The 20,564-nt window shown below is 64.3% G+C and carries 21 protein-coding genes; 13 read left to right on the top strand and 8 right to left on the bottom strand.

Going from position 1 to position 20,564, the window contains the following annotated elements:
* The first annotated feature begins 46 nt into the window (after window positions 1-46).
* The 4 genes from LFT47_RS10485 (at window position 47) to LFT47_RS10500 (ending at window position 2,778) form a co-directional block, all read left to right on the top strand.
* A complete protein-coding gene (locus tag LFT47_RS10485) occupies window positions 47-373 on the top strand; it encodes a YciI family protein (protein WP_336885439.1) in 327 nt (108 codons plus the stop codon).
* A gap of 44 nt (window positions 374-417) precedes the next feature.
* Window positions 418-1,758 (top strand): RNA polymerase sigma factor, encoded by a 1,341-nt coding sequence (locus LFT47_RS10490; protein ID WP_236818125.1) that lies wholly within the window; start codon window positions 418-420, stop codon window positions 1,756-1,758.
* A complete protein-coding gene (locus LFT47_RS10495) occupies window positions 1,755-2,093 on the top strand; it encodes a YciI family protein (RefSeq protein WP_236818126.1) in 339 nt (112 codons plus the stop codon). The genes LFT47_RS10490 and LFT47_RS10495 overlap by 4 nt, the downstream gene beginning before the upstream one ends.
* Before the next feature lie 79 nt (window positions 2,094-2,172).
* Window positions 2,173-2,778, top strand: coding sequence for a DUF1326 domain-containing protein (locus LFT47_RS10500; RefSeq protein WP_236818133.1), 606 nt, complete (start codon window positions 2,173-2,175; stop codon window positions 2,776-2,778).
* 78 nt (window positions 2,779-2,856) lie between these two features.
* Here LFT47_RS10500 and LFT47_RS10505 read toward each other — a convergent pair whose 3' ends face one another.
* The 6 genes from LFT47_RS10505 to LFT47_RS10530 all read right to left on the bottom strand — a co-directional run bounded on the left by LFT47_RS10505 (window position 2,857) and on the right by LFT47_RS10530 (window position 9,697).
* Entirely contained in the window at window positions 2,857-4,569 is a 1,713-nt protein-coding gene (locus tag LFT47_RS10505; protein ID WP_236818145.1) for a CocE/NonD family hydrolase, read from the bottom strand.
* 6 nt (window positions 4,570-4,575) lie between these two features.
* On the bottom strand, window positions 4,576-5,529 hold the full coding sequence (locus LFT47_RS10510) for an MBL fold metallo-hydrolase (RefSeq protein ID WP_236818154.1): 954 nt from the start codon (window positions 5,527-5,529) through the stop codon (window positions 4,576-4,578).
* A complete protein-coding gene (locus LFT47_RS10515) occupies window positions 5,526-6,458 on the bottom strand; it encodes an alpha/beta hydrolase (protein ID WP_236818156.1) in 933 nt (310 codons plus the stop codon). Before LFT47_RS10515 ends, LFT47_RS10510 begins: the two co-directional genes overlap by 4 nt.
* A 5-nt stretch (window positions 6,459-6,463) precedes the next feature.
* Window positions 6,464-7,615 carry an FAD-dependent oxidoreductase gene (locus tag LFT47_RS10520; RefSeq protein ID WP_236818158.1) on the bottom strand — a complete coding sequence of 384 codons (1,152 nt, stop codon included), beginning with the start codon at window positions 7,613-7,615 and terminating at the stop codon, window positions 6,464-6,466.
* A gap of 68 nt (window positions 7,616-7,683) precedes the next feature.
* Window positions 7,684-8,637, bottom strand: coding sequence for a phosphotriesterase (locus LFT47_RS10525; RefSeq protein WP_236818160.1), 954 nt, complete (start codon window positions 8,635-8,637; stop codon window positions 7,684-7,686).
* Window positions 8,638-8,686: 49 nt separating this feature from the next.
* Entirely contained in the window at window positions 8,687-9,697 is a 1,011-nt protein-coding gene (locus LFT47_RS10530; RefSeq protein WP_236818172.1) for a phosphotriesterase, read from the bottom strand.
* A 218-nt stretch (window positions 9,698-9,915) separates the two neighbouring features.
* On the opposite strand from LFT47_RS10530, the gene LFT47_RS10535 reads away from it, so the two are divergent.
* The 9 genes from LFT47_RS10535 (at window position 9,916) to LFT47_RS10575 (ending at window position 18,447) form a co-directional block, all read left to right on the top strand.
* Window positions 9,916-11,637: an MFS transporter gene (locus tag LFT47_RS10535; RefSeq protein WP_236818174.1), complete on the top strand. Its 1,722-nt coding sequence runs from the start codon at window positions 9,916-9,918 to the stop codon at window positions 11,635-11,637.
* A gap of 47 nt (window positions 11,638-11,684) precedes the next feature.
* A complete protein-coding gene (locus LFT47_RS10540; protein WP_236818181.1) occupies window positions 11,685-12,857 on the top strand; it encodes a cytochrome P450 in 1,173 nt (390 codons plus the stop codon).
* Complete coding sequence (locus LFT47_RS10545) at window positions 12,854-13,048, top strand: ferredoxin (protein WP_236818183.1); 195 nt, start codon at window positions 12,854-12,856, stop codon at window positions 13,046-13,048. Before LFT47_RS10540 ends, LFT47_RS10545 begins: the two co-directional genes overlap by 4 nt.
* Window positions 13,045-14,226, top strand: a complete 1,182-nt coding sequence (locus LFT47_RS10550; protein ID WP_236818185.1) for an NAD(P)/FAD-dependent oxidoreductase — start codon at window positions 13,045-13,047, stop codon at window positions 14,224-14,226. The genes LFT47_RS10545 and LFT47_RS10550 overlap by 4 nt, the downstream gene beginning before the upstream one ends.
* Window positions 14,227-14,658: 432 nt before the next feature.
* Window positions 14,659-15,273 (top strand): TetR/AcrR family transcriptional regulator, encoded by a 615-nt coding sequence (locus tag LFT47_RS10555; protein ID WP_236818187.1) that lies wholly within the window; start codon window positions 14,659-14,661, stop codon window positions 15,271-15,273.
* 17 nt (window positions 15,274-15,290) lie between these two features.
* Complete coding sequence (locus LFT47_RS10560; protein ID WP_059389943.1) at window positions 15,291-15,494, top strand: hypothetical protein; 204 nt, start codon at window positions 15,291-15,293, stop codon at window positions 15,492-15,494.
* 99 nt (window positions 15,495-15,593) lie between these two features.
* On the top strand, window positions 15,594-16,763 hold the full coding sequence (locus LFT47_RS10565; RefSeq protein WP_236818189.1) for a carboxylate-amine ligase: 1,170 nt from the start codon (window positions 15,594-15,596) through the stop codon (window positions 16,761-16,763).
* A 49-nt stretch (window positions 16,764-16,812) separates the two neighbouring features.
* Window positions 16,813-17,265 carry a DUF1003 domain-containing protein gene (locus tag LFT47_RS10570; protein WP_236818191.1) on the top strand — a complete coding sequence of 151 codons (453 nt, stop codon included), beginning with the start codon at window positions 16,813-16,815 and terminating at the stop codon, window positions 17,263-17,265.
* Window positions 17,266-17,331: 66 nt separating this feature from the next.
* On the top strand, window positions 17,332-18,447 hold the full coding sequence (locus tag LFT47_RS10575) for an AI-2E family transporter (protein WP_236818194.1): 1,116 nt from the start codon (window positions 17,332-17,334) through the stop codon (window positions 18,445-18,447).
* Window positions 18,448-18,472: 25 nt separating this feature from the next.
* Here the strand turns inward: LFT47_RS10575 and LFT47_RS10580 are convergent, their stop codons facing one another.
* Both LFT47_RS10580 and LFT47_RS10585 read right to left on the bottom strand, forming a co-directional pair.
* The gene (locus tag LFT47_RS10580; RefSeq protein WP_236818196.1) at window positions 18,473-19,786 is read right to left on the bottom strand and encodes an alkaline phosphatase family protein; all 1,314 of its coding nucleotides are present in this window, start codon (window positions 19,784-19,786) and stop codon (window positions 18,473-18,475) included.
* An 89-nt stretch (window positions 19,787-19,875) separates the two neighbouring features.
* Window positions 19,876-20,460, bottom strand: a complete 585-nt coding sequence (locus LFT47_RS10585) for a histidine phosphatase family protein (RefSeq protein WP_236818197.1) — start codon at window positions 20,458-20,460, stop codon at window positions 19,876-19,878.
* Window positions 20,461-20,564: the final 104 nt, after the last annotated feature.

Genomic DNA, 20,564 nt, shown 5'->3' on the forward strand with positions numbered 1-20,564 from the left:
GTCGTCATGGTGTATCAACCGATAAGAAGGAGTCATCGTGGAGTACATGCTTTTCATTTGCAACGACCCGGCAGCGCCGGAATATGTTGCCGCCGAGGACAATATCGTGGAATGGGTGGCCGAGATGGAAGCCCGGGGAGTGAGCCGTCACGGTGACCGGCTGCGTCCTGTCGAGGACGCGACCACCGTCGCGGTGCGGGCGGGCGAGGTAGTTGTCTCGGACGGACCGTTTGCGGAGACGAAGGAATGGATCGCCGGGTATGACATCATCGCGTGTGCCGATCTCGATGAGGCCATCGAAGTGGCGTCCAAGCATCCGATGGCGAGATTCGGCAAGATCGAGATCAGGCCAGTGTGGCCGCTCGGGCTGTAGCGGTTCGCGGGGTGGCCGGCGTCGATGATCGTGGGAGGGAAGACGTGACACCAGCACTGACGGACGCCCGGACCGCCGTCGAGGCCGCCTCGGCCGAAGAGACCGCCCGCATCACCGCAACCCTCATCCGTGTGACGGGCGACTGGAACCTGGCAGAGGATTGCGTCCAGGACGCGTTCGCAAAGGCGTTGGTCGACTGGCCGGAGCACGGCATTCCGAGGAATCCCGGGGCGTGGCTGACCACCGTGTCCAGGAACAGGGCGATCGACCGCATGCGGAGTGCGGCCAGCGAAAAGAGGGCGGTCCGTGAACTCGCGATCATCGCTCAACTCGAAAGCCTCCAAGAAGCGGTCAGCAGTGATCCGGCCGCGGAGGACGACCGCTTGCGGCTGATCTTCACATGTTGCCACCCGGCTCTCCCGCTCGACGCGAGGGTTGCGTTGACCTTGCGCACGGTCGCGGGGCTCACCACAGGCGAGATTGCGCGTGCGTTCCTCGTCTCGGAAGCAACCATGTCAAAGAGGCTCGTCCGCGCGCGGGCCAAGATACGGGACGCAGGAATCCCATATCGGGTGCCGCCGCCGGAGCTGAGGGCTGAACGCACGGCCGGAGTCCTGGCCGTGCTCTACCTCATGTTCAACGAAGGCTATTCGGCCACCGGGGGCGAATCATTGCTCCGCGAGCCCCTTGCCAGGGAAGCGATACGCCTGAATCGCTTGCTTGTTTCGCTGCTCGCCGGCTCCCCGCAAGAGCCGGAGGCCGTGGGCCTCCTGGCGCTCATGCTGTTCCACCACGCCAGGCGAAACTCGCGAACGGACGCCGCAGGGGACTTGGTGACGTTGGAGGAGCAGGACCGCGAATCCTGGGATCAGGCTGAGATTGCGGAGGCCGTCGCGCTCCTAGCGGCTGCCGAGCGTCTCGGCCTTTCACGCCGCTCCCGGCCGGGGAGCTACCGGGTCCAGGCCGCGATTGCGGCGTGCCACATGACCGCCCGTACCCCCGGCGGCACAGACTTCGCCAAGGTGGCCTTGCTGTATGACTCCCTTGCGCAGATCGCTCCGTCTCCGGTCGTCGAGCTCAACCGGGCTGTCGCAGTCGCAATGTCCCAGGGGCCGGAGGCCGGCCTTGCCCTCATCGAGCACCTTGACCGAACCCGCTCGTTGGAAGGGTACTACCTCCTGCCTGCCGCGAAAGCGGACCTCCTGCGCCGCCTGGGCAGAAGCTCGGAGGCCCGGGATGAATACCAGAGGGCGCGGGAACTCGCACCATCCGAGGCCGAACGGCGTTACCTTGGCAAACGTCTTGCGGAGACAAATTCTGCGTCCTCGTCCTTGTCGGAAGCCAAGCGGAACAGCCCCACACCCGCCGTTAAGGAGCAAAAATGAAACACCTCTTGCTGATTCAAAACAATTTCGACACCTGGAACGCCCTGCCCGCGGACGAGATCGAGGCGATCATGCAGGCGCATACTTCGTTGCAGCAGGAACTCAGGGCCTCGGGAGAGTTCGTGGAGGCACACGAGCTGGGTGAGGAAGCGAAGTTCGTAAGAAGCAACGGCGACGGGCCTACGGTGACGGACGGCCCGTTCATCGAGACGAAGGAAATCGTGGCCGGCTATTACGTGGTCGACTGCGTGGACATGGACCGCGCTGTGGAAATCGCCGGCAAATTCGGAGAGGCCAGGCTGTGGCCGATCGAGGTGCGACCCATGGACCCGTGAGCGATGCTGAGAGCGTTGACACTGTTCCGGGCCGCGAGGAGACTTTTTTCTGGGGATGCCTCGTCGAAAGGAGCCCCAAATGCCGTGGCACGTCGAGGGTACGTATTTTGAGAATTGCAACTGCGACATGGTCTGCCCGTGTTCCACTTCCGGGCTGACCGCACCGGCGGATAACGATCGCTGCAACGTGGCCTTGGCCTTTCATGTGGACACCGGTGAGGTAAACGGCGTCGACGTCGGTGGCCTGACGGTCTGCGTCGTCGCCGATACGCCTGCCCTCATGAGCGACGGGGGATGGAAGCTCGGTGTCCTGATGGACGCTGCCGCCTCGCCCGAGCAAGCGGAAGCGCTTGGCGCTGTTTTCGGTGGCCAGCTCGGCGGCCCGATGGAGGGCCTGACACCCTTGATCGGTGAAATGGCGGGAATGGAGTCACTGGATATCGCCTATACCGAGGACGGGCGCATGCATCAGGTCCGCGTTGGCAGCGCAGTCGACATGGCCGTGGAAGACTTCGTGTCTCCGATGGATGCCACGGGACTCGGAGTGAAAGTTAGCGGGGTCGGGTTCCCCGCGGACACCCTGGCGGCCGGCACGTCCAGCACGGCCCGCGTGGACGTGTTCGGGATGAGCTGGGACAACGCCGGAAAGAACTCCTTCTCCGCTCCCTTTGCCTGGTCGGGCTAAGTGCGGGTTCCTGGTCTTCGCATGACCGCGGTCGTGTGAAGGCCAGGAAGGTGCAGAAGCCGGGGGTTGCCCAGCCACTTACACCGTGAACGGCAGGACGAGCCGCGATTGGTGAGTTGCGTCGCGGTAGATCTTGTGTGTGACGGGGCGGCCCACCGGCAGGTGGAAGGCGTCCGGCGGGAGCAGCGCATTGTGCTCGTCGGCAAGAGGCTCGCCGTTGGACAGTTCAACCGTGAGGCGATGACCCGGCTTGAACGTGTTTGCGAACGGGTAGAGGCGCAGTACATACTCCTCGATCGCCCCGGGCTCAACGGGCACGGATCGGGTGTGCGGGTGGTAGGGGTTGCCCTCGGTGGTCCGCTCGTCCAATTCGCGGTGCGAGGCCTTGAGGTAGCCGGTGGTGATCAGCTGGCGTTGTCCGTTCGGGGCGGAGTCCCAGAGGCGCAGGATGAAGTTGGTGTCCAGCTGGTCGATTTCCGCGAAGAGATGCGCCGCCCCGGCACCGATCAGCTCGGTGTCCTCCTCGAACAGAGCGGTGTTCCAGCTCAGGATCTCCACCTTGTCCGTCACCGTCAAGGGTGCCTGATAGAAACCGTCCGGAGCGGCGTACTCCGCACCCATTGGCTCCGGCTCTTCTGACAGCTTGTGGCGCGGGCGGAGGTAGAGGGACTTGTATTCGATGTCCTTCGGCGGCCACTGCTCGGCCATCACGACCTCGCGCGAGCCCTCGACGAAGACGCTGACGGGAGGTTCGTCCATGACCCCGTTGTCGATGCCCTTGATCCAGTAGTCATACCACCGGAACATTTTGTCGTGCTCCTCGATGAAGGGGCGCGATTGCATGGGCGGGTAGGGGCCGATGGTCAGCTTTTTCGGGCCCTTCAGTGCGTTGTACAACTCGATGGTCCCGTCGAGGGTCCATCCGCGGCCCTGGTCGAGCTGCAGCCAGACCGGGATGTCGATGGTTGGGGCCAGCGTGATCGGGTTGCGCTCCTCGTACCAGTCACCGTCCAGCTCGTTCATGACGATGTCGAACCAGGCCTCGTGGTTCCTGGGATAGTTCAGTACGTGGACCAGGTTCGGCCAAGCGGCAATGTCCGGATCTTCGAGGCGCATGGCGACGAGCTTCTTCAGTTCCTCGGGAGAATGCTTCTCGATCATGCGGGACTTGACGTTGTCGGTGAACGCCCAGCCCGAGTCCCCTCCGCGGCCTTCGCGGGCGGCACGCGGCATGAACCACATGATGCCCCCGTGGTAGGTGGTCTCGTAGAAGTCGTAGTGGCCGCCGGAAACGAAGATCGCCTTGAGGTGCGGCGGTCGCTCGGCGGCGGCCAGCACCTGCATGGAACCGAAGTAGGAGATGCCCACCATCCCGACGTTGCCGTCGCACCACGGCTGCGCGGCAACCCACTCGATGAAATCGTAGGCATCCTGGCCGAGGGAAACACCGCCGGCGTTGTAGTTGCCGATGTGCTCGCCGCCCGAGAAGCCGGAGCCGCGGAGGTCACCGATGACGTGGACGTAGTCCTCCTTGACGATCCTGGCAATGTCCCCGGCCTCGATGCAGCCGTCCCACATCGGGCTGGGCCGCCGCTGCGGGGGAGTGGTGAGGGCGAGGGCCTGCAGCTCCTTACCGTAGGGGCTGAGCGCGACCAACGCCGGCCGCGGCTTGTCTTCGGGGCCATGGTAGGCGTCGGCGGCAAGCTCGATTCCGTCCCGCATCGGAACCCGGAGGTCCTTGCGGACAGCAATGGTCTGCCCGCTGGCATTCAGCAACTGAAAGTCATCCATGAGTGTTTACTCCTCATTTTCGATCGAATGGTCCAACGTGGTGCGGTACGCGTGGAGGGTGGTGAAGAACGGGGAGGGCTCCAGCGTTGGATCCCCTTCGTAACCGAGGTCCTCGGCCACGCTGGCGAAGGGAGAGTAAGGCGAGTCCGTATCCTGCAGGCCGGAGGTCAAGCAACCGCAAGCCACATTGCTGACACGGGCCTCGATTTCCAGGCTCCCGTCGAGCGCTTCCCTGGCCTGTCCGGCGTCGAGCGCCACGCCGTAGGGTGTGCCGTCCGCGCGGCGGTACGGGTGCCCCAGGTACAGGTTCCGGGGACGGACTTCATCACGCAGGTACTCAAGGCTTGAACGGTAGGCGGCCGGATCCACGAACCCGGGGAAGCCGTTGGCCGCGCCGTGGACCTGGACCGCGTCGCCGACGAACACGTCATTCTGCCCGTCGATGACGTATGCGACCGAGCCCGGTGTGTGGCCCGGAATCGAACGGACCGAAACCGTGACGCCCCCGCCCAGCGAGATGGTCTCGCCGCCCCGCACCAACAGCGTCGGCTCCATCTCGCCCGAGATCACGGTATTCGTGGCCTCTGTGAGTTTTGCCTCGCCGTCGGGATCCTGCACATACTGCGCCCGGCCCGAGAGGTATTCGTCCACATGGGCCCGGCGCGAGCGCAGCAACGGTGCGTCGGCCTCATGGATGACCACCCGGGCGCGCCGTCCGGTGAGCTCCCACAGTGCGTATGCGCCGCCGATGTGGTCGATGTGTCCATGCGTCAGCAGGATCCAGCGGACATCCTCGATCCGGCGTCCGACCACCTCCAGCGCAGGCACCATGCCTTCGGCGGGGGATGAAGCGATCCCGGTGTCGACGATGGCCGGTTCGGCGGCGTCGATGTAGAAGCTATAGAGGCCGAACCGGCCCCACGGCGAGACGAGGGGATGCACAGCTACCGGCTTCGTCATTGCCCGGCCCCCGCGTTCAGGAATTCACTTGTCTCCTCGAATGCCCGGTAGAGCTCCGGGATCCAGGAAAAGTGCTGGACAAAACCATGGTTGGCGCCGCGGTACCGTGTCACTTTTGTCTCGACGCCGGCATCCGCCAGGCGCCGGCCATAGAGTTCGCCCTCATCCCGGAGGGGGTCGTGCCCGGCGGTGATGACCAGCGCCGGCGGCAGGCCGGCGAGATCTTCGCGCTTGATGGGGGAGACTCGCGGGTCCGCAGGGTCGGCCCCGCTCTCGAGGTAGAACGAGTTGAACGGCTTGAGGCCCGCCGTCTCCAGTCCGCATCCTTCGGCGTTTTCGCGCAGTGAGGGGTAACGCTCGACGTCGAAATCCAGGTCCAGCGACGGGTAGAACAGGATCTGGTGGGTGATCCGGTTGAACCCATCGTCATGGGCTTTCGCGGCGACGGCGGCAGCGAAGTTGCCACCGGAGCTGTCGCCGGCGATGGCGAGGTTCTTCCCGTCCCACTTCAGGCTTCCGCCCTTCCCGGCGGCCCAGCGGACCACACCGTAGCAGTCATCAAGGCCTGCCGGGAACGCCGCTTCGGGAGCCAGTCGATAGCCCACCGAGATGACCTTGTGGCCGGTTTCCTTTGCCAGGGCCCGTGCCACATGGTCGTGGGTGTCCAGGCTGCCCAGGAAGAATGCGCCGCCGTGGAAGTACACCAGCAGGCCATAGGAGTCCGCCTCCATAGGCGAGTAGATCCGCACCGGCACCTCGCCCGACGCCGTCACAGCGGTGGCGTCCTCGACGGAGTACAGCGGTAGCCGCTCCGCCGGCGGCGGGACCTGGGCGGCCTCTCCGGCGCGCATGGCGCCGGGGTCCAAGGGGGAACCGTCGGGTTCGGGCAAGCTTGCCAGGATCTTGGCGATTTCCGGATGGATGGTCATGGCGGTCAGGCCCTCGCTTCTGCTGCTGTTGCGGTGGTGGACTGCCCGGACGTGGGCTTTTGGCCAGGGAAGACATCGTTGACCTCTTCCTCGCTCCAGCCTTGCCGGGAAATGCGCTGCAGCTCGTCCGTCACTGGCTTCCTGGTTGCTTGGAACAGGGCCAGCGCCTCCTTGACGGTGCCGGCCTGGGCGAGTGCGTCGGCGAGTCCGCCGGCGTCCTCGATGGCGGAGTTTGCACCCTGTCCTTGGTGATGCAACATGGAGTGCGCCGCGTCGCCCATGAGCACCACGGAGTCGGTGTGCCACGAGTCGATCGGGTCGATGTCGTAGACGGCGCGGATGTTGACCGTGTTCATGTCGAGGCCCCGGGTGATGTTCACAATGCGCTCGTCGAATCCGCTGACGGTTTCCAGGAGGCTTTCCTTGCTTACCTCGGGCGCCCAGGTACCGTCCGGATTCAAGGCGGTGATGTCGAAGGAGACCTGGTTCCGGTGGCGAAGCGGCAACAGATAGACCTTGGTGCCCTTGCCGATGTACATCCGTAGGTTGTCGTCGACCACCAGGCCGTGGGCGTCGTCGGCGGAAATCACTACACGGTAGGCGTGTTCTCCGGAGAACACGGGGCCTTTGTCGCTGAAGAATTGCTCGCGCACCACGGATTTGATGCCGTCGGCGCCTACCACGAGGTCTGCCTCGACTGTGGTGCCGTTCGTGAAGGCCAGCACGGAGCCGCCATCCTTCTCCTCGATCTTCTCCAGCTTGTGGCCCAGGTGCACCATTCCCTCCGGCAGAATGCCCAGCAAGGCTTCGATGAAGTCGCCGCGGTGGATGAGGTAGGTGTGGACCTGCCCGCCGAACTTCGGCCAGGTGTCCTTCATGATCGGAACACCTCCGGCCGTGAGGATTTCGAAGTAGTCGCTCGGCGAACTGACCTTGGCGATCTCATCGAAGATCCCCCACTTGCTGAAACGGTCCATGGTGGCGGGACGCAGTCCAATGCCGGCACCGACCTCGCGTATCCGGGAGGCCTGCTCGTACACGTTGACGTTCGCACCGAGCAGGCTCAGCGCCTTGGCTGCAGCTGCGCCGCCGTACCCCGCGCCGACGATGGCGATGTCGAGGTTCCTGATGTCTTCAGCTTTCATTGCTTGGATCACTTTCTTGACCCCTCCTTGGCCCGGGCCAAGTCTGGGGAAACGGGTAGGTTATGCTGCCAGTCCGGAAGTCAGGCATCCAGAGACAGGAAGTCGGCCGGGTTGTCCTCGAGCAGGAGTTTGAGCGTGGCGTCGTCGATTCCCGCTGCGCGCATGTCGGGGATCATGTCTTCGAAGATGTAGTTGATGGTGTGGCCCTTGACGCCCGGCCAGCCCAGCGGGCTGCAATTCGCGTCCGCCGAAACGAGTAGCTTGTGGGCGTAGCCCTTGTTCACGAGGCTCACGAAGTGCTGCATGCGTTCGGCGCGCTTGCGGCCCCAAAACGGGGGATCCGGAAGCTCGAGGTCGTAGCCGAAGGTATCGAAGCCGATACGTCCGCCCTGCTCATAGATCCAGTCGTGCGGGGTGACCGGAGCGTTCAGTCCGTCGTCGGCGTGCCCGAAGAGCACGCGGTCCAGCGATAGGCCCTCTTCGTTGAAGATGGACACCGCCGGTTCGGGGTCGATAGCCAGGTGGGTCAGGATCGGTGCCCCGGTGACGACGGCGGCGCGGGCCGCAGCCCGGTAGATGCGTTTGTCCAGGTCTGTCATTCGTCCACCGCGGCTCACGCCGACCTTGATGACACCGGCCTTGGCGCCAGTGCTTCCGATGCCGACGGTGATCTCGTGGATGAACACCTTCGCGAGGTAGTCCACGGTGGCGCGGGAGAAGTGCGGCAGGGCAGTGTCGCCGCCGACGAACCCGGTGCAGGCCACTATGTGCACGCCGGTCTTCCGGGACAGGGACTTGTAGTAGTCGACGTCGCGGCCGTTGCAGATACCTGTGGCGTCTACGAAGGTGCCGCCGCCGTGTTCGCGAAACTTCCGAAGCTTCGGCACGGTTTCTTCATAGGCCTGTTCCGGGGACTTCCACCATGTGGTATCGAGTTCCGAACCCGGCATGCCGTAGCCGATGTGTTCGTGGACCGCCACGATTTCCAGTTCTTCGGCCGGAATGGTTCCCAGCACTGTATTGACCTTGGTCATTCGTTCACCTCTGGGGTTCTAAAGCTTGTTGCGGGTGGGCGGGGCGTGATTAGCGCACGGTCAAAAGCCTGCGCGGGTTGTGCACGAGGATGCGATGGGCATCCTCCGCGCTGAGGCCGTGGGCCTTGAGATAGGGCACGAACCTGGACACGACGTGGCTGTACGGCAGCATGTACTCCGGGAGCCCCTTGGCTACTCCGATTGAGTTGCCCGACAGGATGATCTTGTCGGCGTGGCCGGCCTGCACGAGCCCGAGCACCAGTTCGGTGCGTTCGTGGTCGGTGAGGTAGCCCGGATGGTCGTTCAAGCCCACGTGGTCGACCCCGACGAATGCTCCGCGGCGGGCCACCCCCAGGGCGGACCCGGCGGCGTCCTTGCGGTCCAGGCCTCCGACGAGCACCCGGTCGGCCCCGATCTGCTCGTCCAGGACGATGTCCAAGTCGTGCAAGGCGTCGGCGCCGAAGCGGATGGAGACCGGAACCCCGGTGCCCCTGGCGGCGCGGGCGGAGCCGCGAAAGAGGCTTTCTTCAGTCGCGGTCATGCCGGAGCGGCTGGCGAAGGTGGCGACTATGCCGGCGGCAGCCCGACGCTCGACCCGGGGAACCACCATCCCTTCAGTGACCTCCTTGCCGAAGAGATCGGCGAACTTCTCGGCGGGCCACGGAGTGGGTGGATTGGTCTGTGGGGTCAGGAAGTACCCGCCGAGTTCTTCCTCGGGGCCCAGGCCCGTGGAGGCGACGATGTGGACGCCGGTGGAGCGGGAGAGTGCCTCGTAGAGTTTGAGGTCGCGTCCGTGGAACATTCCGGTGCTGTCGACGATCGTTTGCCCGCCGTGCTCGCGGAACTCCGTGAGTTTCGCAGCCAAGTCTTCGAAGATCTCGGCCCGGTCCATGGAGATGTCGGGCGCGTACTGGGCGCCGGGGCGCACCGACAACAAGGCTTCGTGGACCGCGACGACGCCCAGCTCAGAAGCAGGTACGGGACCCAGGACCGTGTTGACAGTTTGCCCGGCGGGGGCATCAATCGCGTCGGCGGTGCCGACGAGGGTGTTGTGACGCACGGGGCTTCTCCCTAAAGGTCGGGGTCTGAATGCAGGGACGCCGCGGAGTGTGACCATGCCGTCGCTCCGTTGCGGTGCAGTCAGCATCACATTTTTCTTTACATGATGTCAAGGAAATTAGATTCCCGAATTTTCCTTGACATGCTGTAAACATTGGCTTCAAACTGACTCATACAGTCCCCAAGAACCAGATCGAACGGAACAAAGGAGTTTCATCGATGAGTCAGACCATTTCCTTACAGAGCCGCGGCTCTGTAAGAGCCACTTTCCTGGCCGCCTACAGCGCGGTCACCCTCGCGCAGATCACCAACGCATTGCCTGGGGCCCTGAGCGGCACCTTTGCTGTGGAATTCCACACCTCGGGCGCTGGCCTGACCTGGATCGCGGGTATGTTCCTGATTGGCATTGTTGTGTTCGAGCTCAGCTGGGGACTCCTCGGCGACATGTTCGGACGCAAGAAGCTGCTCTACGTCGGCGCTGTGGTCAGCATCGTCGGTTCCGTTATGGCTGCGATGGCACCCACCACCGGCATCATGATCGTGGCGCAGGCCATCGGCGGCATCGGGGCGGGCATCCTCTTTCCCATCTCGCTTTCCATGATCGCGGCGATCACCCCCGACCACCGTGCACGGGCGAAGGTCATCGCCACCTGGGCAGGGTTCCTGTCACTGGGCGCGGTGATTTCCCCGATGCTCGCCGGGTTTACGGCGCAGTTCTTCACGGTGCCGGGCGGCGCGCCAGGCGCCCCGAACGCCTTCAGCGGCTGGCGCGCGGCCTATTTGATTGCGGCCTCCGTTGCCGTAGTCGTGCTCCTCATCGCGGTCCGGGCGAAGGATTCCGCAGCCGCAGAGGGGCGCAAGCTGGACCTGTCCGGCCAGCTCACTCTCGCCGTCGGCCTCATTGCCGTCCTCTACGCCACGGTGACGGCGGTCGACGCCGGCTTCGGCAGCGCGCCGGTGATCGCAAGCTACATCGCGGGAGGAGCCCTGCTGCTCGCCTTCGTTGTCATCGAGTCACGCACCGCGCAGCCGCTGATCCACCTCTCGCTGTTCAAGAACAGCTCCTACTCGATCACCGGCGTTGTGGCAGTCACCGGGATGTTCGCCTTCCTCGCCATCTGCTTCAGCACGAGCGTCGCCGTCAGCGGCCTGGCCTTGGCCGAGACCTGGAAGGTCGGAGTGCTGTTCGTCTTCATCCAAGGCCCGGCGTTCGCCTTCATCCCGGTTGTCGGGTGGCTCATTCACCACGTCGCTCCACGCTGGGTCCTCACGGCAGGGTTCGCTTTCATGGCCGTCTCCGGTTTCTGGCTCTCCACGTTCGCCCTCGGCACTCCAGAGACCTTCGGTGGCACCCCGTGGACGGCATTCATCCCGCCGCTGCTCTTGTTGGGTATCGGCTTCGCCCTCACGGTCGGTTCCGTGACGGCCGTGGCCATCAACACCGTCCCGGCCGGGCAAATCGGCATGGCCTCCGCCACCACGAATCTCCTGCGCGACCTTGGCTTCGCCCTTGGCCCGGTCATCGGCTCGGCCATCGCCTTCGGCATCGGAGCCACGGTCTTCGCGGGTCCCCTTGCCAGTATCCTCGGGGCGGCAGGCTTGCCCGCAGATGCCGTGGCGGGACTGGCGCACGTTCCGCCCTTGGGTTTCCTCTCAGGCTGGGACGGCGTCGTCGCCCAATTCTCCGGCCAAGCAGCGGCGGGCGGCGCACCCGCGCAGGCGGTCGACGGCATGGTCAAGGCCCTAACCGCCGCCAAGCCGCACATCCAAGGGGTCGCAGGGACGTCCCTCGGCCAAGGCTTCCAGACCGTCTACCTCTGCGCGGGCATCGCGGCGACGCTCTCCGCAGTTCTCACACTCTTCATCTCCGCGCGGTCCTCGGCGCCTGCTGCCGACGCCATGGCGGAGACCACCGAAGCAAGCGCCGAGGCCGCCGTCTAAGTCCTCCGGCGCTGACCCGACCACTTACGAACCGCAAGGAGAACACCATGAATGCACCCATCGAGTCAGACATCGACATTTGGGACGACGACATCCTCGTAGACCCCTATCCCAGCTACGCTGCGCTCCGCGAGCAGGCTTCCGTAATCCACCTTCCTCAGAACGATCTCTACGTCCTGACGCGCTACGACGCCATCCGCAATGCGCTCGGCGATCCGGAGGCCTTCTCGTCCACCAGCATCGGATTCAACCCCATGGTGAACGAGGCACTTCAGGGCACCTCCCTGGCCTCCGACCCACCGATCCACACGCAGCTCCGCGCCACGCTGTCGCAGAACCTCACCCCGCGGGCCCTCCGCGGCCTCAAAGTCGTCATCGACGAAAAGGCGGACAAACTCGTCGCCGAACTGGCCGCGAGCGGTAGCTTCGAGGCCATCGATGCCCTGGCCCGGGCATTCCCGATCGAAATCGTCGCCGACCTCATTGGCTTCAGCGGTCATGTCAAGGAGAACATGCTGCGCTGGGGCCAGGCAGCGATGCAGGTCATCGGTCCGTTGAACCAGCGCACCCAGGAGAGCTTCCCGATCGCCGGCGAGCTCTACGGTTGGTGCTCATCCGTTACCGCGGACGACCTTACTCCCGGCTCCATCGGCCGCGGCATCTTCGACGCCGAGACCCGCGGCGACATCCCCAAAGGCTCGGCGGGGCACATCATCCACCAGTACCTCGGAGCCGGCGTCGACACGACCATCGCCTCCATCGGCAACATCGTCGCGCTGTTCGGCCGCCACCCCGATCAGTTTGAGCTGGTCCGGGAGAACCCGGAACTGGTTCCCGCCGCCTTCGCCGAAGTGCTGCGCTACTGGGCACCCGTCCACATCTGGGGACGCAAGGCAACCCGCGACATTGAAATCGATGGAGTCACGATTCCTTCAGGCGCCCAGGTCGGCATCCTCTTCGGTGCCGGCAACCGGGACCCGCGCCACTACGCGAATCCCGACACCTTCGATGTGAAACGCAACCCCGTGGACCACCTCTCCTTCGGCTACGGACCGCATGGATGCGCTGGCCAGGGACTCGCGAAACTCGAGGCGCACGCGATCATCGAAGCCCTTGCCCGCAGGGTGAAGAACCTGGCCCTCTCCAAAGAGGTCCGCGAGCCGAGCAATATTACGCGGAGCTTCGAGCTGCTCCATGTTGAAAAGGTGGTGGCAGCGTGAGGATTGAACTGGACCGTCCCCGCTGCGAAGGCCACGGCTTGTGCCAGGAAGCCGCGCCCGCGCTGATGCACCTGGATGACGACGGCGAATTGGTCATCGACGTGCCGGACGTGGATGGGGCCGGGCTTGATGCCGCAAAGGCTGCGGTCAGGGTTTGCCCGGTCGCTGCGCTCAGATTGGCTGCGGCATGACCATGCGCAGAATTGTGGTGGTGGGCAACGGCATCGCCGGGCTCACGGCCTGCGACTCGTTGCGTTCGGCGGGCTTCGACGGCGAGTTGACGGTGGTCGGCGCCGAGCGCCACCAACCCTACAGCCGTCCGGCCCTGTCGAAGGCGCTGCTGCACGGGGTTGACTTGCAGGCCCACCGACTTCCCGAGCCGGGCCACGAAGCCACCGAGCTGCTGGGCGTCAGCGCGACGGGATTGGACGTCGACGCCAGGCTGGTTCATCTGGACGGCGGCGATGAACTGCCGTATGACGGCCTCGTCATCGCCTCCGGTTCGCGGGCGAAGCGCCTCACGGCCGGAGTGCAAGGGCATGGCTCCTCCCGGGAGCTCACCCTGCGTACCATCGATGATGCGATCCTGCTCAAGGAACGCCTCGCATCGCGTCCATCGGTGGTTGTGATCGGCGGCGGGCCGCTGGGAATGGAAGTCGCCTCGGGTTGCCTGCACGTTGGCTGCGAAGTCACCCTCGTCGCCGACGCCAAGCCCCTCTCGCGCCAGCTTGGCGGACATCTGGCGGACATGTTCACCTCCGCCGCCATCCGGCGCGGATTACGGGTGGTTGCAGGCGGGCGGGCCCGCCTGATCGACGACGACGCCGGGACACGCGTTGTCCTGGCCGACGGCACCGAGCTCCGGGCTGACCTGGTGGTCACCGCCGTCGGCGATGAGCCGAACACCGACTGGTTGGCCGGAACCCGGCTTCTCGTCGACGGTTCGCTGCGGGTCGACTCCCGCGGCAGGCTCCGGCCGGATATCGTCGCCGCTGGCGACGTGGCGTTCTTCCCGAGCAGTCGCGGGATAAGGCGGGTGCCCCTCTGGACGAGTGCCATCGACCAGGCGAGGTCCGCCGCCGTCGGACTGCTCAAGGGCGACGCGGCGCCCGAGTTCACCTTCCAGCCGTACTTCTGGACCGAGGGCTTTGGCTTGTCGCTCAAGTCAGTCGGTCTTACGCCCGTGGTCGGCGCACCGGACTACTGCCAGCCGGGGGATCACAGGGACTCGATGCTCCTGCGCTGGGAGGACCAGGACGGCTCCGGGACCGCCGTGGCGATCAACTACCGGATCCCTCTTCCGAAATTGCGTCGACTGGCCGACTCGGGCACTGGAGCGCTCCGTCCGGCGCAGGCCTTGAAGCTCTGAACCGGTCCCGGCACGTCAACCCAGACGCTCGCTCACATATATGGCCAAACACGACGACGCTAGCTAGGATATACGGCTAAACACCAGGACGCTCGCTCAGATCATGTGAGCGAGCGTCTGCCGGAAATGCCTCAGAGGTGAGCGGGCGTCTGCCGGAAATGCCTCAAGGGTGAGCGGGCGTCCGGGTTGGAACGGCGCAAAGGCACGACGACGGCGCAACGGGATTGCCGCCGTCGGGCACTGACGGACGGGTCCCGGCACGTCAACCCAGACGCTCGCTCGGATATATGGCGAAACACAAGGACCCTCGCTCGGATATATGGCCAAACACCACGACGCGTGTCTCCTTTACGGCATGTCAGGCCGCTTGGCGACGCGCATCCTTTGCTCTTCCTCCGCACGATTGCCACACACCACGGTTAGGATTGACCTATGTCGTCGTTGCGAGAAGCCCAGAAGCAGCTGACACGCGACATGATCGTGGAACGGGCGCTCGAACTCTTCACCGAGAAGGGCTACGCTGCCACCACGATCGACGAGATCGCCGCTGCCGCCGGCACCACTCGCGTGACTTTTTACGCGTACTACCCTTCGCGCAGCGATCTGATGAGGGACTTCATGGCCCGCGTCAACGCGGTGCTAGACCGTGCGGATGGCCCCGACAAGGCGTCGACCGCCGTCGAACTCGTCGACGTGGTAAGGGAGGGCAAGCTGCCGGGTATCCTTGCCTGGCTCGAGTCGCGCGCTGCGCTCTGGCCGGTCTTCCGGCCGTACCTTGACGTACTCGACGAGGCCGCTGCGGTCGATCGTGAAGTGCGGACGTTGGTGGAGGGCTGGCATGAGGAAGTCATTTCCGACATCGTCCGCGGCATGCAGTTGGCCGGCCGTTTCCCCGAAGAAACGCACCACATCCGCGGAACACTCGCCTTCACCCAGCTGGACTACGTCGCGACGCTCTGGACGCGCCGCAAGTTCGAACCAAACCGCGACCACGCGCTCGAAGTGCTCGCGGACAGCTGGTACCACTTGCTCTGCGACGAAGGATAATCGAGCTAGGAGTCCATATGAGCTACAAATATCGAACCGTCAGGGTTCGCGGCACCGAGTTGGTAGGAACCATCGCCCGAAAACACGGCAGCGCGCCGGAGATCTACGAAACCTCGAAGGACGCGAACACATCGGTTGTTCCCGTGTTTTTCCAGGCAACCGGCGAGATCCGATTCTTCGACAGGTCAGTTCTGGAAGACGTCGTGACGCCGGCCAGCTAGCGGCAGTTGCACGTCCCGGAACTGACCAGCGACGTTTGATTTTGGAGGTCCTGCGACTTGTGGTCGTTGGGGGTCGCGTTTGTGGCCCACACTTGGCAAGTGCGTACTTTTGGTGTTGAAGAAGAATTCCTGATCGTAGATCCTGACAACGGCAGTCCCGTGCCCCTCGCCGGCGATATCTTACGCCTTCATAGCGCCGGTCCGCACGGGGTGGCTCCTCCTTTCGGCCCGACGTTGGCGATCGAGCTTCAGCAGGAGCAAATCGAAGTCATCACCTCCCCGCACAGCAGCCTGAGTGCGCTCGGCGCTGAAATACGTGCCGGACGCTCTTACGCCGATTCGCTCGCTCGGAAGGCGGGCGCAAGAATTGCCGCCCTCGCGACGTCGCCGGTGGCGGTCACTCCGCATGCAACAAACACCGAGCGCTACGACGCCCTCCTGGAAAAGTTCGCGATGACTGCCAGAGAGCAGCTGACCTGCGGATATCACGTCCATGTTTCAGTTAACTCGGACGAGGAAGGCGTCGCAGTGCTGGACCGGATCAGGTCCTGGCTTCCGGTGCTCACCGCACTGAGCTCAAATTCACCGTTCTGGAAGGGGGCCGACAGCGGTTACGCCAGTTTCCGGACCCAAGCTTGGAACCGGTGGTCCAGCGCCGGTCCCACCGAGGTCTTCGGATCTGCCGCGGCCTATCACTCTTTGGTGGCGGACCTGTCGGAAACCGGTGTGATCATGAGCCCGGATTTCGACGCTCGGCTATCCGCCCGGCACCCTACGGTCGAGATCCGTGTCTCGGACGTTTGCCTTGATGCCCGGGATACCGTGCTGATCGCGGCCTTGGTGCGTGCCTTGGTGGATACAGCCGCCAGGGAATGGAAATCCGGACAGCGTCCGGACATGGTTCCTGCCGCCGTCCTGCGCCAAGCCACGTGGCGGGCCAGCCGGTTCGGCCTGCAGGGGGAGCTGCTCGACTCGAAAACGCACAGGCCAGACACCGCAAAGCATGTCCTCGCCGCACTCCACTCCCACGTCCGTGATGCCCTCGAAGCGACCGGGGACGCACTCTACGCCAAGGAGGGATTGCAAAGGATCCTCAGCCAAGGCACGGGAGCCGCGCGGCAACGGCAAGCCCACCAACGCGCTGGCAGTCTCGCCGGAGTCGTCGCATATGCAACGGGCGTCACCCACCTCGAACCCGTTGATCACCAACACACCGGCGAACCATACCTTTCGACGGACGCAGGGACTGCCGTGCTGGTTGCGAGCTAGCGGTCGGGCGAAATTGCGGCTCCATTGGAGTGCGCCGTTAGGGTGAGGCATGAGCGATAAGGGAAAGACCTGGCACGAAAGCCATAAGGAGTCACTGACGAAGGGCCAACGCGCCGCGGATGTCATGCGGAACGGGATGGGCAGTTGGCCATTCGTCGGCGGCTTTGTCGGGTTCATGATCCTCTGGGCAGCCATCAACAGCTGGGCGTTGGCGAACAACGCCTGGGATCCCTATCCGTACATTTTGTTGAATCTTTTCCTCTCGATGCTGGCAGGGCTGCAAGGAGCCATCCTTCTCATCGCCGCCAAGCGCCAGGATGCGATTGCCGCGGTGATGTCCCGGCACGATCATGACACCAACGTGAAATCCAAAGAGGAGATCGATCTGCTCATGGCCATCAACAGTCAGCAACTGGAGATCCTTCGGGAACTGCAGCTACTCGCAGCGGCAGGAAACGTCAGGATCGATACGGCCTCGGCCAATGGCCCGGACCGTTCTTAGCGCATCACGCCTGAAGGCACGACGGCGTGGCGGTGCCGGCCGGAACCGCCACCAGGAAGGAATCCAATGACCGAAAGCAACAACTCGCCGACCAAACCCACGATGTCAGCGATGTGGTCCGACGGCCTTGGCCGGGCAGGGATCCGTTCAGGGCAGATGCTCCTGGTCATCACCCTGGTGTCGGTGATTCTGTGGGCGATGACCAGCGTGCCGCTCGTCATGATCCCGGTCACTATCGCGCTCATTCTTGCCTCGGCAATCTCGCCTCTTGTGCGTTGGCTGACCGCCCACCGGTGGCCCCAGGCCCTCGCCGTCGCAGCATCGTTCGTGGGGATCCTTGCGGTCTTCGGCGGAGTCATCACCGGAATCGTCTTTCTTATCAGGGCGCAATCCAAGGAGCTTTCGGTGAAATTCACTGCCGGCATCGAGCAATTGCACCAATTCCTGAACAACGGCCCCTTCAAGGTCAGCGACGAGCAACTCCGCTCCGTCGCCGATTCCATCCAGCGCTTCTTCACGAGCAGTACGTTCGGTGCCGAAGCGCTGACCGGCGCGCGGACGGTCGGTGAAATCCTGGCCGGCTTGGTTCTCATGGTGGTGATCTTGTTCTTCTTCCTCAAGGACGGCGAGAAGATCAGGGCTTTCCTTTTCGGGTTCCTGCCGGCGGTTCACCGCGGAAAGGCCCACCTGGCCGCGGAACGAAGCGCCACTGTTCTGGGAGGCTATGTCCGGGGCACGGCTCTGATCGCGGCGGTGAACGGCTTGATCATCGGGACCGTCCTGGCCATCCTCGGTGTCCCGCTTGCACTGCCCCTTGGCGTTTTTGTGTTTATCGGCGGGTTCATTCCCATCATTGGTTCCACCGCAGCCGGTACCCTCGCCGTGGGTGTCGCTTTGATCTCGAACGGTCCGGTGACGTCCCTCATCGTCCTGGCCGTCCTCGTCGCGGCCAACCAGCTTGAGCACCATTTCCTCCAACCCGTTTTGATGGGCAAGGTCCTGAGTATCCATGGACTGGCCATTTTGCTCGCCTTGGCCATTGGCACGATGCTCGCAGGCGTTATCGGGGCCTTGTTAGCCGTACCGAGCGCCGCCGTCGCGTGGACTGCCATCAAGACGTGGACCGGGCGCGGAGACGCGGCGCCAGCCGGCATCGGCCCCGCCGACGAAACCGCGGCATGAACGGTCTCACAAGCAAACCTCGACCCTAGGGTTGCGCTAGGAGCTCGTCGCGCAATTGCTCCAGGTGGGACGGCTGTTCCGCCAACGCCCGTGTGGTCGGCGGGGGAGTGGGTGCCTGAACCCCCGCGAGGGGGTCGTCGGTCCGCGGGACGGCGAGGCTCAAGGCCCCGCCGACGTCGGGCGCCACTGCATCACGGCGGGTGAGTGCCGGCAGATTCCAGCGATGTTCGATGGTGGCAAGGATGCTTGTGTGATCGAGCGGCACAGAACCTGAAGCTCGAAACACGGTGCCGGCGGGGATGAGCGGACTGATGAGCACCGTTGGTACCCGTAGCCCGAAACGGGTGAAATCGAAGCCGAATTCCCCCGGGGCGCCGTCCGGCGGCGTCGCGCCCCAAGGCGGGGCGACGTGGTCGTAGCATCCCCCGTGTTCGTCATACGTGATCATGAGCAGAGTGGAGTCCCAGGCCGGCCCATCGCGGACGGCGCGATAGACGTCGAGCAGGAACTGCTCACCGAGAGCGACGTTGTAGTTGGGGTGTTCGCTGTTGCCCGTCGAGGACCAGGACGGCTCAAGGAAAGCGTATGCGGGGAGCTTCCCGGCTGCCGCGTCGGCCTGGAAGTCCGTGAACAGGCCAATGTTCGACGCCGGAGCGTGCCGGGTGTCGTCGAAGTCGAGTTTCGTCAGGGGCTGCTTGGTTTCGCCATAGATCTTCCAGGGGATGCCATGGCTGCCCAGGTGCCCGAAGATGCTCGGCACGGTGAACCGCTTGGCCTTGTCATCCAAGTTGCCCTGGCTGGTGCCGGCGCAGGCGAAGGCCCGATTGGGCATCGTCATGGTGGGAGCCGATGCGAACCAGGCGTCGCACACGGCGAATCCCTTCGCCATCGCCGACAACACGGGCAGTGTCTGAGGGGTGAAGCAGCCCATGATCATGTACTCGGCTGTTCCCGGCACCACATGCCAGCCCTTGGATCGGTTGTCCTGGATGGCGCCGGCATAGTTGGTCACAAAACCGGTCATGGAGGGAATTGTCCCGGCTTTCGGGGCGCCGGCGCTGCCATAGAGCTGCTCGTTCGTTGCCTGGTACCCCTCTCCGGGGTCGGCGCCCGGCATGAAGTAGACGTCGGGGGTCGAGGGAGTCAGCTGATAGACGTCAACCGGACTGCCATCGGAGCCGGGGCAGGACTCGGCGCCGGTCAGGCCCTCGAACGGGTCCCCCACGGGAGATACATTGGCGGAATCGGCGTAGAGGTATCCGAGCATGTGATCGAACGATCGGTTTTCAAGCATCAAGACGACGATGTGCTGGACGGCGTTGAGACCTGTTACCGCCACGGTGACCATCCCCTTCGAAGACTTCCTGTCAGTGCTGAACAGTCTCCCACGCCGCTGTCTTGGTGGATATGCCTCGGGCTTGGTGCCGCTCAGCCGGGAATGATAGCCAGGACGGGTTCACCATTGAAGTATTCGAGTTGCCAGCCGTCAATGGCATGGTGGTGGGCGAGGTTGAGAACGGCGTTGTCGATGCTCTCCAGAGTGCGGCCGATGGCGCGGCCGAGGCTCACTCGGAGGAGCGTTCCGTGGGCGACAACAAGGACCCGGCGGCCGCGGAACTCTTCGGCCAGCGCCTCCAGCGCGGCAAGACCGCGGGAGGCTGCCTCCTCCTCGCTTTCCGCCCCTTGGAAGCCGCCGGGAATGCGAAGTGCGTCCAGTTCAGGTCCTGCTTGCAGGCCCTCGGCAGGTCCAAAGCGGCGCTCGGTGAGCTCCGGCACGTGCCGGTCCACGCTGAGCCCCAGCCCTGCGGCGATCAGCTCGGCGGTCTCCGCGGCCCGGCTCAGCGGTGACGAAACAACGACGTCCCACTCGTAACCGGACAGCACGGCGACGGCGTCGCGCGCTTGGCCACGGCCGACGTCGTTCAGCGGGATGTCGGTCGATCCCTGCAGCCGGCGCTGGGCATTCCATTCTGTCTGGCCGTGGCGGACGAGGGCGAACGTAGTAAGGGGCATGCCCTCCATTCTGCCTTGATCAATGCGGCTTCGATCAATCCCGGAATCCTTGATTCCACCGAAAATTGTTCAGTTAACCGCCAATAACTCTCCTTGGAATCCGG

The sequence above is a fragment of the Arthrobacter sp. FW306-2-2C-D06B genome, assembly GCF_021789175.1.
Taxonomy (GTDB): domain Bacteria; phylum Actinomycetota; class Actinomycetes; order Actinomycetales; family Micrococcaceae; genus Arthrobacter.